The 9,845-nt window shown below is 71.3% G+C and carries 12 protein-coding genes; 6 read left to right on the top strand and 6 right to left on the bottom strand.

The window, feature by feature from the left end; all coding sequences use genetic code 11:
- Positions 1-305 precede the first annotated feature (305 nt).
- Entirely contained in the window at positions 306-476 is a 171-nt protein-coding gene (locus tag AB0O11_RS38475) for a hypothetical protein (protein ID WP_363397040.1), read from the bottom strand.
- Positions 477-578: 102 nt separating this feature from the next.
- Between AB0O11_RS38475 and AB0O11_RS38470 the strand changes: the two genes are divergently transcribed.
- The 3 genes from AB0O11_RS38470 (at position 579) to AB0O11_RS38460 (ending at position 2,352) form a co-directional block, all read left to right on the top strand.
- A complete protein-coding gene (locus AB0O11_RS38470; RefSeq protein WP_363397037.1) occupies positions 579-1,280 on the top strand; it encodes a hypothetical protein in 702 nt (233 codons plus the stop codon).
- Positions 1,281-1,387: 107 nt separating this feature from the next.
- Complete coding sequence (locus AB0O11_RS38465) at positions 1,388-2,002, top strand: hypothetical protein (protein WP_363397034.1); 615 nt, start codon at positions 1,388-1,390, stop codon at positions 2,000-2,002.
- On the top strand, positions 1,999-2,352 hold the full coding sequence (locus AB0O11_RS38460; protein ID WP_363397031.1) for a hypothetical protein: 354 nt from the start codon (positions 1,999-2,001) through the stop codon (positions 2,350-2,352). The genes AB0O11_RS38465 and AB0O11_RS38460 overlap by 4 nt, the downstream gene beginning before the upstream one ends.
- A gap of 98 nt (positions 2,353-2,450) precedes the next feature.
- Here the strand turns inward: AB0O11_RS38460 and AB0O11_RS38455 are convergent, their stop codons facing one another.
- From AB0O11_RS38455 to AB0O11_RS38435, 5 genes are all read right to left on the bottom strand, one after another.
- Positions 2,451-3,029: an XRE family transcriptional regulator gene (locus AB0O11_RS38455; RefSeq protein ID WP_363397028.1), complete on the bottom strand. Its 579-nt coding sequence runs from the start codon at positions 3,027-3,029 to the stop codon at positions 2,451-2,453.
- A 116-nt stretch (positions 3,030-3,145) separates the two neighbouring features.
- Positions 3,146-3,727: a hypothetical protein gene (locus AB0O11_RS38450; protein WP_363397025.1), complete on the bottom strand. Its 582-nt coding sequence runs from the start codon at positions 3,725-3,727 to the stop codon at positions 3,146-3,148.
- A 197-nt stretch (positions 3,728-3,924) separates the two neighbouring features.
- Complete coding sequence (locus tag AB0O11_RS38445) at positions 3,925-5,988, bottom strand: transcriptional regulator (RefSeq protein WP_363397022.1); 2,064 nt, start codon at positions 5,986-5,988, stop codon at positions 3,925-3,927.
- Positions 5,973-6,173, bottom strand: coding sequence for a hypothetical protein (locus tag AB0O11_RS38440; protein WP_363397019.1), 201 nt, complete (start codon positions 6,171-6,173; stop codon positions 5,973-5,975). Before AB0O11_RS38440 ends, AB0O11_RS38445 begins: the two co-directional genes overlap by 16 nt.
- A gap of 99 nt (positions 6,174-6,272) precedes the next feature.
- The gene (locus AB0O11_RS38435; protein ID WP_363397016.1) at positions 6,273-7,460 is read right to left on the bottom strand and encodes a hypothetical protein; all 1,188 of its coding nucleotides are present in this window, start codon (positions 7,458-7,460) and stop codon (positions 6,273-6,275) included.
- A 144-nt stretch (positions 7,461-7,604) separates the two neighbouring features.
- Between AB0O11_RS38435 and AB0O11_RS38430 the strand changes: the two genes are divergently transcribed.
- The 3 genes from AB0O11_RS38430 to AB0O11_RS38420 all read left to right on the top strand — a co-directional run bounded on the left by AB0O11_RS38430 (position 7,605) and on the right by AB0O11_RS38420 (position 9,156).
- Positions 7,605-7,868, top strand: a complete 264-nt coding sequence (locus AB0O11_RS38430; RefSeq protein WP_363397013.1) for a hypothetical protein — start codon at positions 7,605-7,607, stop codon at positions 7,866-7,868.
- Positions 7,865-8,122, top strand: a complete 258-nt coding sequence (locus AB0O11_RS38425) for a hypothetical protein (RefSeq protein ID WP_363397010.1) — start codon at positions 7,865-7,867, stop codon at positions 8,120-8,122. Before AB0O11_RS38430 ends, AB0O11_RS38425 begins: the two co-directional genes overlap by 4 nt.
- A gap of 125 nt (positions 8,123-8,247) precedes the next feature.
- Entirely contained in the window at positions 8,248-9,156 is a 909-nt protein-coding gene (locus tag AB0O11_RS38420) for an ATP-dependent DNA ligase (protein ID WP_363397007.1), read from the top strand.
- The last annotated feature ends 689 nt before the right edge of the window (positions 9,157-9,845 follow it).

Raw genomic sequence — 9,845 nt, 5'->3', positions numbered from 1 at the left:
GACGAACGCGACGGCCCGACTCTTCCTCGACACCACGGAGTTCATGCCTGACCAGCGGAAACCCACCGGTCACGTGCCGAAAGACAACACCTTCTTATAGATTCGCTCCCTCGTTGGAGAGGGCGCCAGCCGCATCCGCTTCGCATTCGTAGCGGACGATCGCGGTGACGAGGTCCTTCTCGACGTCGGGGAGCCGGGCAGCACAGCGCAGCGGCCGGGTCCCGGGGAACGACGGGGGGAGCGTTCCGCGGGACCCGGCCGTGGGAGGCCAGCCGCGCCGGGGTCACGGCTCAGCTGCTCCTACTTCAGCCGAGTACAGGAGGCTCCAGGTCCAGGAGCTGACGCGCGAGTTTGAGCGTGGCGAACTGGAACTCGGCAGCGGTTCGGGCCTGGATCGGGATGCTCAGCACGATCCGACGGTCGTCGCCACGCCCGGGATCCTCGATGCGGATGTCCATGTCCGCGAGGGGCGCCATGTGACTGGTCCACGATGCCGGGGCCCACAGCGGCGAGCCGGGCGGGTTGACCCTGTTGACCCGGTCCCAGGCGTCGAGCCAGTGGGCGGCCGGCGCGTCCCCATGAGCCAGGTCAACTACCGGCCGGAGCACATCCCGGCATTCCTGCCCCAGGAATGGGCCGACCAGCACTTCAGCGCATTCACGGGCATCAGCAGCCTCATCCTGCGCCGCAACGCTTCCACCCATCTCGTCCGCCGCGCCCGCGGCGGCACCCTGCACGAAGCAGCCCAGTTCCTGGGCATCAAGACCAGCGAGCACGGCATCGGATTCGGCTCCAAACTCGGCAGGTGGGCCCGCGCCCAGGACAACCTCCACGCCTTCGAACTCGCCCTGGACGCCATCGCCACAGACCTCGAAGCCTCGCCCCTCATCGACTACCAGCACCGCCGCCACTTCCTCGCCGACTGGACACTGAGCCCCGCGATCTGGAACCACATGGTCGCCCAGTTGCAGCAATGGCCCGGAAACCGCGCCATCACCGACGACCGCAAGCGGCTTGCCGTCTCCGCCTACATCTGGGCCCGCATCACCCAGGGCGAGTACTTCTTCTCCCCGTGCCCGTCCGACATCGCAGCCGATGAGGAAGCCTGCCGCCTCTGGAAGTACCACCGCAGGTTCGCCTGCACCTGGCTCCGGCAGACGGACGACCATCCCCACTACCGCGAACTGAAGGTGCTCCTCGACGACCACGCCGACCAACTCGCTGCCGCCATCGACGCGGTGCGACCACAACCGGTCGTCGCCACCAGGCTGTCGGAGTAACGGGAGCCCGCTGCCAAGAATGCGGAGGACGCCTTCGAACGGATCTGGCACGATTCCCGTCATCGCCTTGAGGCGGTCGATGGCCTGGCGGAAAGCGAAGAAGCACCTTGATCTCTGACTACCAGCAGCGACTGCGCGAGCAGTTCCTGTCCGTCCCCGCCATTCCGCCGCCTGCCCCCTGGCGGCCAGTCCTGGACCGGTACATCCCCATCAGCGGGCTGCTCGGCATCGGCTTCGCTCCCGATCCCGACGACGGCGGCGACCTGGTCATGGTGGTCTCCACCGGCGGCCACGGGCTCTTCGACGCCGTCACCGGGGAAAAGATCGCCCGGGACCGTGATCCCGACCCCGACGACAGCACCCCAGACGCAGTGCCAGACCTCTCCTGCCCCGGACTCGGTCCCATCTCCGCGACCCGAGTACGCATCGCGGGACTTTTCGGAGGCGGCCTGCACACCACAACCCAGGACGGCTGGACCCTGGAGATCGTCAGCCCCGAGTGGCCGCACGACCGTGTCCTGCTGTCCGCAGACGGAGGCATACCCCACAACGGACCGCACGGCGAAAGCTGGTGGCACATCTTCGACTCCAACTACTCCGAACTCCGGGCCGCCGGCTTCTCACCGTCCGGACGCACTCTCGCCGTCGCCACCAGCAGCGACCTCACGCTCTGGACACGCCCGGCGCCCGACACAGCACCCCCGGGCGGGGCCAGCGCATGACGCGCGACGACCTCACCGCGATGCTCGCCGAACAGACGTCGGCATGCGGCCCCGCACGCGACGCCTTGCTCACCGAAGGCACCTTCGTCGTCTGGGACGGCGTGGTCCCCGCGAACCAGCTCTTCCACACCTACGGGACCCGGCTCCGACTCACCCAGAAGCGCGGGCAGCCGACACTCGCTCTCGCCGAGACCGTCGAGATCCTCAGAGGCACAGGAGACGAACTCCTCCGCATCGGCCGGATCGACACGGCAGATGGAACATGGACGTTCATGCTCTTCCTCAACGCCACAGCCTCCACGATGTTGGCCTGCACTGGTGTCGCCGCCACCCGAGACAAAACGGACTGACAGCAAGCCGAGCGCTCAACTGGCCAACTCGACCGCTCACTGGCCAAGTGAAGCGCTCAGTCACAATTTCGGCGACACGAGGCTGCTGGAGGGTGGCTCTACAGCTCGACGTCCATCCAGGCGACGTCGTTCAGCTCGACGTCGAGGCCGCGGGCGCGGCGGCCGCCGTCCTTGAAGTACTCCTCGCGCAAGGCCTCGGCGAGGATCCGCTCCTGCTGCGCCTGGGAGGCGCCGGCGTCACGGGCCGCGTAGAGCCGCTGGGCAACGGAGCCGGGCATCTTCTGCGTGATCGTGCGCTGGCGCGGGTCATCGGTGGAGCCGCCGGCCGCCGAGTAGCCGAAGGTCGCCTGGATGTGCAGCATGAAGCCGCGCTGCCCCGCGTCTCGGCGCACCCGCTGCTTCACCCGCGGTTGCCAGGCCGCCCGGACCGCCTTGTCGACCTTCGCGGCGTTGGCCTTCGTCATCGGGATGTCGCCGGTCAGCTCGCCAGCGGCGACGGCGGTCAGGGCGTGGGCCCAGCGCTGGGCGGTGCGCACCGATACTCCGGCGGCCTGGGCCAGGCGCTTCGTGTCGTTCTTGGCGACCTTCTCCCACAAGAACTTGACCCGGGTGTTCAGGTGCACCGGGATGGGGCGGGTGCGCTCGGCGCGCTCCAGGCCTTCGTCGATCTCCCCCACGGGGCATCAGATCCTTTCTTCCCCCCGGAAGGGAGGCTGCGAGTTGCGAAGGACGGTGTTGCAGCGGCGGTCGTCTGGCCAGTGGAGGCAGTAGTCCTCCCAGGGAAGGGCCGTCCTCAGAAGCGGTTGCGCAGTGTGGCGACCCAGTACCCGTGCCGCACCATCGCTTCTTCGTCCCCTTCGTCGAGGACCAGGCGCACCGAGGAGCTCTTGGCGATCGACTCGAAGAGTGCATCGGCGCGTTCCACCGCGGCACCTCGCAGTCGCTCAGGGCGTTGGTCGTCAGCTCGCAGTTGGGCTCGGGGGTGGCCGGGCCTGGGGATGGTGGCGGCGAACCGGTCGTCATCGGTCTCGACGAACTCGGTCAGCGGGTAGTAGGTCGTTGAGTCCGGCTGTCCCTGGTGGAGGAAGACGATCGCCCGAAGCCGGTCCTCCTTTCCCCATGCCCCGCGGTGTGCCCAAGCCACCACGACGCGGTGGCTCCCCCGGTCGCCGGTTACCGCGTACCACTGTGCGCGGTGGAACTTCTCCTCCCCGCCGCCCGGCCACCGATAGGACCACGTCTTCTTTGCGTCACCGATCGCCTTCACCACCTCCGCCGGCTCCTTGCCGGTGTGCCCGGGTGCGCGACCGATGTGGCGGTCGATGATCTCGTCGACCGCGCGGTGCAGTTCAGTCCGCAACGCCTCGAAGTCCACAGCGCACTCTCCTTGCCATCGCTTCACTTGGAAGTAACACCTAGCACTGTACAAGTGATTTTGCGATAGTTGTCAACTAACAGATGTCACTTGCCAAGTGTTGTGGCGGGGAGCTGGCGGCCCCTCAGACTGCTTGGCTGGCATCCACACGGCAAACGCGGCCCGCCGGTGCCGGCGGGCCGCGCGAGAGAAACCGGTTACTCGTCGGCGGAGACGACGCCGCCGGTCTTGATGTGCCGGGCCGGGTTGGCGCCGTCGGCGATCAGCTCGGCGATCTCGGCCATCGGCCTGCTGCCCTCGTGCTTCACCAGCCCGGGGCTGACGCCCAGGCGCAGCGAGGTGGTGAGGGTGCCGTCGGGCTTGGTGAGGGTGTCGAGGGCGCCGGGGCCGGGGGCGGCGAAGAGGGCGCAGTCGGATAGGACGGCGAAGGCGTGCAGGCCGGTGTCGCCGGCCATCTTGCGGAGTTTGCGGTGCATGTTGACGGTGGCGGTGTCGATGACCAGGGCGCGCATCAGCGGGTCCCAGGTCGGGCGTTCCAGCGCGGCCCAGCGCTCGCCGGGTTTGTAGCCGTGGCCGCGGGGGCGTTCGCGCATCTTGCCGATGGTGCCCTTGGCGGTCTGCTTGATCGCGGTGAGCACGGCCAGCTCCGCCGGGTCGCCGGTGTTCTTGAGGTTGGCCATGGCGTCCAGGAAGGCGAGCGGGTCGTTGTCGGCGAGGTCGAGCGGGATGCCGAGCGCGGCCATCGTCTCCAGGTACGCGGCGCGCAGGCGCTTGTGCCACGGGTCGAGGTAGGGGCCGTGCTCGTGGCGGAGCCAGCCCTCGGTGGGCTGCACGGTGGCGCCGAGCTCCACCGCGTACGCCACCTTCACCGTGCTGTACCAGGCGGGTCCCGTCGGCCGGGAGCCGTCGGCGGTGAACGGCGACGGGAGCAGCGGGTTGGTGTCGGCGTCGGACAGGTCGACCAGCCAGGAGCCGGGGACCGCCTTGTCGAAGACCGGGTTCAGCTCGTGGACCGGGCCGGACAGCGGCAGCGTCAGGCGGCTGGCGGCGGCGAGGAAGGCCATGTTGACGTCCAGGCCGACCGCGAACGGCGCGGCCTGTTCCTGCTCGGTGAGCGGGCGGTGCCAGTCCCACGCCTCGGTGACCAGCTCGCCCCCCGGCTCACGGTCCTGGGCGAGCGGGTGGATGTCCGGGACCTCCGGCGGCGCCGGGTCGAACGCGTCCTTCGGGCGCGAGCCCTCCACTGGCCCGGAGGTCCAGCTGGCCTCGGTGCGCACCGCGCGGGTCGGCGGGCGCAGCGCGGTCACCAGCTCCAGGCCGGAGACGGCGGTGGAGCCGCGCGGGGTGAGGACGCGGGTGGCGTAGGTGCCGAGCAGGCGGGCCAGGTCGGCCGGGCCGAGGCCGTCGGGGATGGACCAGCCGCCGGAGGCGAGGGCGCCCCAGGCGGGGATGCACAGCTGGACGCACTGGCGCTTGCCGTCCTCGGGCGTGTGGTAGATCCGCGCCCACGGGCCGAGGCCCCGCTGGGTGAGCAGCCAGCCGGCCTTCTCCACCTGCTTCACGGCCTTGTGGGTCTTCGGGAGCTGGCCCAGGCGCTGGACGAAGTCCTTCTTCTCGTCCCGCCCAAGCGGGGGCAGGCCGAGCTCCGCGAGCGCGGCGTCGGTGAGGACGACCAGGGCGTCGCCGTCCTTGCCGTGGCGGTGCAGCCTGGGCGAGCCGAGCTTCACCTCCAGCGCCCACTCGACGATGTCCGCGAGTGTGCGTCCGGTCGGCGCGGCCGCGGCCTCGGTGCCGTCGGCCAGGTAGGCCACCAGGCCCCGGCCGGACGGGGCGACGTCCACCACCGCGAGCGGGCCGGCCGGGAACCGCGCGGCCGCGGCGGCCTCCCAGTCGGACGGCCCCTCGGCCTTGGCCGCCGTCTTGGACGGCGCTTTGCGCGCACGCGACGACGTGGCAGCAGCCGGGCGCGGCGGCGCCGGATGGCGCGGCGCAGCCGCCGGACCGGCCGCGGGGGCGGCCTGGCGGGGCGCAGCGACCGAAGCGACCGAGGCGGCAGGCTCGACCGGGGCCTGCGGGGCGGCGGGCTCGGCCGGGGCGGCGGCCGGCTTCCCGGCCGGGGCGGGCGCGCACCAGCCGCCCAGGTGCATCGGGTGACCCTGGGCGCGGTAGACCGACGGCCGCCCGCACTGCACACACGGCGCTGGTTGCTGCATCAGCACCAAGCCGTCCGGGTTCTGCTCCAGCATCACCGGCTGCGCCACCGGGCCGGCTGCTCGGGCACTGGGACGGCAGCCGGCGCGGGCCGGACCGGGGCCTGGGCCGCTGCGGTCCCGTCGGCGAGACGCGCGAGGCCGGCGGCCTGCGCGCGGCGCAGCCACTCGGTGGGCTCCAGCGTCCACTGCTGGCGCTCCTCGTCCGGCCGGGCATACCGCCGTCCCTTAAACATGATTAACACTCTGCCCGTCGCCACTGACATGCGAAGGCGGGAGGGAACGGCCCGGCCGTCTGCGGCGTCTGAGGGGTCTCCCGCCCTGGTCCGGGGCCATCAGAGGTTGTGGAGGTAGGCGAGCTGAACGGTGCGGGCGGCCTGCTCGGGGGTGTCGTGGAGCATCGCGTCCTGGGTGGCCTGGTCGCCGATGAAGTAGCCCTCGTACACCGCTACCCACCGGTCGCCGAGGCCGGGCAGGTCGCGTTCTACCCAGCCGACCTGGTGGCCCTCGCCGAGGACGAGGTACACGTCGGGGTTGACCGTCCATCCCGCGAGCGACCACCAGTCACCGAACACACCCGGGTCGAGGGCGACGGCGGCGTCGGTGTCCGGCAGCCGGCGCAGCCCCGGGTCGGCCGGGACGGTGACCTCCATGGGCTCCGGCCCGGTGGGCGCGGCCGGAAGAGGGGTGGCAGCGGTCTGCTGGGCCAGGCGGCGGTCCACCAGCTCGCGCAGCGCGCGCTCGCCGGCCTGGGCGGTCGGGGAGGTTTCTCCCCGGGGCGCCACGGGCGGGACGGAGAGGTTCGTGGCGGTGAGCGAGGTTTCTCCCCGGGGGGCTTCGGCACCGTCCAGGCGGTCCTGACGGCCGGACGGCGCCTGATCCGCGGGCATCAGGGTTTCTCCCCGGGGCGGCGTGGCGAGTGATTCGGTGCCGGGTGTCGCTGCCCGGCCGGCAGACACGACAGCCGGCCCCGTCCCGGCAGCGCCTCGGGGGGCCGCCGGGACGGGCCGCGTTTCGCCCCGGGGTGAAACGGTGGCTGCCGGGGCGGCATCAGCGGGCGTGCCCTGCCGGGTCGGGTAAGCGGCCAGGATCCGTTCGGCGAGCTCGCGGTGGCGGGCGGTCAGGGCGTGAGCGGCATGGAGGACGTCGTCCAGGGCCTGGCGGGCCAGAGCGGCGTCACCACTGCGGGCCGCGCGGTCGAGCCTGAGCAGGAACACCCTGTCCTGGCGGCGCAGCTCGTCGCCGAGCTCCAGCAGCTCGACCGCCTCGGGGCTGCTGACCACCTCATCGGGCAGCCGGGTTTCACCCCGGGGTGATTCCGAGGCCGCCGCGAGCGCCTGCTCCTGGCGTTCCTTCTCCCGCTGGCGGTCGCTGCGCGAGGAGCAGGCCTTCGAGCAGTACTTCCGCGGACGACCGCCCTTGCCCTTGCCGCCCGGCTCCATCTCCTTGCCGCACACCGTGCAGGTCGGCGCGCCGAACAGCATCGGCTCAGCGACCGCGTTTACCCCCGGGGAGAAACTCATGATCGGGATGCTATCCCCGCTCTGAACTGGGGTTTTCCCCCGGGGCTGAATCGCCGGCGCCACCGCACACGCGCAACCGGCGCTGCGCGGCACCACGAGGCGCGGGCGTTCGGCACCGATCCGGCGGCGGCCGTCAACCGGCTGATGGGCAACCTTCAGCAGGAGCTCGCCGCCCGGCAGGGCGCGATCAGCGAGCCGGGCCACGAGCCCACCGAGGCCGCGCGGGACAGGCCGCTGCCCGGTGGGCCCGCCGACACCAGGCGCGCCGAGGGCGGCCGCCGGCGCCACGCCCGCCAGGCACTGCTGGAGGCCATCGCCCGCCACCATCACGGCCCCTGCCAGACGGGGAACCGGACGGCTGGCCGTGGTGATCACCAGCGCCCGGGGCGCGGGAGAATGATCAGGTGACCAGCAATCAGCCCCTGCCCAGGGGCCTCACCTCCCTGATCCCCGACGCCCGCACCCAGGCAACCCCCGGCGAGCGGGCCGCCTCCCAGCTCCTCCACCTGCGCGAGGCCACCGTGCCCGTACCGGTCCTCGCCGCGGCCGCCGAACTGATCGCACCCCAGCTGAAGGACCCCGACCCGGCCACCCAGGAAGCAGCCGCCACCGTCCACGCCCTCCTGCTCGCCGCCATCGAGGACGCCGCACCCGGCCGGTAGCCGACGCCTTCCCCGACCGTGTCGGCCAACCGGCCGTACCGGGGCCCGCTTCGGGCCGGGCCAGTTGCACTCTGGGACATATGGGCCCCCGAAGCACTCAGGTCCGGCTGCCTCACATCGAGCCGATGCTGGCGACAGCCGGCCGACTGCCGTTCGGGCCCGAGTGGGTGGGAGAGGTGAAGTGGGACGGGGTGAGGTGCGTCGCCTACATCCCCAAGGCCGCACCGGTGCGGCTGATCGGCCGCAGGGGCACCGACTACACCGACCGCTTCCCGGAGGTGGCCGAGGCACTGACCGAAGTCCGCGGCCCGCTGGTGGCAGACGGCGAGCTCGTGGTCATGCGAGGTGGTACCCCATCGTTCGCGGCCCTGCAGGGCCGCATCCACCGCACGCGTCCGGCAGCCATACAGGCCGGAGCAACGGCCGTACCAGCCCTGTTCGTCGCGTTCGACCTGCTCCACATCGGCGAGCAGCCACTGCTGGCGGAGCCGTACGCGCGACGGCGTCAGCGGCTGGAGGACCTGGAACTGGAACGGCCGAACCTACGGGTACCACCCACCTGGAACTCAGTCACCGAAGCGTTCGGCTGGACACGAGAACACTCCCTTGAAGGCGTCGTCGCCAAGCGCACGGACTCCCCGTACCGGCCGGGCACTCGCTCCCGGGACTGGGTCAAGATCAAGCACCTGCGGACGGCGGACGTCGTGATCGGCGGCTGGCTGCCCGGCGGCCCGGGCGGCACCTCAGTGCGCGCCGTCCTGGTCGGCATCCCCGACAAGCCCGGCGGCCGACTACTGTTCGTCGGCGCGGTGAGCAGCGGCATGGCCGGACCCGAGCGGCGCGCCCTGGCGGCCGCACTGCGCCGCATCGCCGTCCCGGTGTCGCCGTTCACTGCCGGCCGCAGTGGGCTGGGGCTGCCGCAGGGCACGGAAGTGGGGTTCGTGCATCCTGAGCTCCATGCCGAGGTCGAGTTCCTTGAGCTCACCGACGACGGCCGGCTTCGCCAGCCGGTGTGGAAGGGCCTGCGCGGCTGAGAACAGCCTCGCCCGCCCGTTCCTGTAGCCCGGAACGATGCGGTTCCCCAGGCCAGCCACGGGAATGAGCCGGGCATAGGCGAGGACCAGGAGCAGGCTGGCCCGGTCGACGCGGCGCGCGCCCGGGAACTCGCCGAGCAACTGCGCACCGCGATCGAGGACGTCCGCGCAGCCGTCTTGGTCCTCTCCCGCCGGGTCCGCGCCGCCCACCAGGCCCGGGTGTGAACCGTCCTCGAGTACCCGGTGATCTGCACTCCGACCTGCGAGAACAGTACTGAGGCCCGCCGAAGCGGGCAGGGCGGGCTGCGCTCACCGCCAGACAACGTGTTGTGGCCACCTCGCCGGAGGTCAGTCCGATGAGGTGGCCACAGGGAGCGAGTGTCAGGTCGTTACAGCTTCACGATCTGGACCACGGAACATCCGGCCGGGTGGCCAGTGCTCGGCAGCGTGATCGTGGGTGTGTGCTCGACGGTGTTCAGCTTCGTGTGAGGGGGACCCACTTCTGTGAGGGGCCGCTGTTGCAGTCCCATAGTTCGAGTGAGTGGTGTGCATCGTGAAGTGGCAGGTCACGGGCCTGGTGTGATTCCGTATCCCGGTGCTCGTGCTGGTCACGCGCGGCAGTCTGCCGTGTAGATCGTCGGGCAGGGAGGTCTTCGTGGGTTCTGGCCCGTTCCAGCCCGCGATGCTCC

It is taken from the genome of Kitasatospora sp. NPDC093102 (genome assembly GCF_040683915.1).
Taxonomy (GTDB): domain Bacteria; phylum Actinomycetota; class Actinomycetes; order Streptomycetales; family Streptomycetaceae; genus Kitasatospora.
Note: the sequence above shows the minus strand (reverse complement) of the source record. Positions and strands in the feature narration are given on the sequence as shown.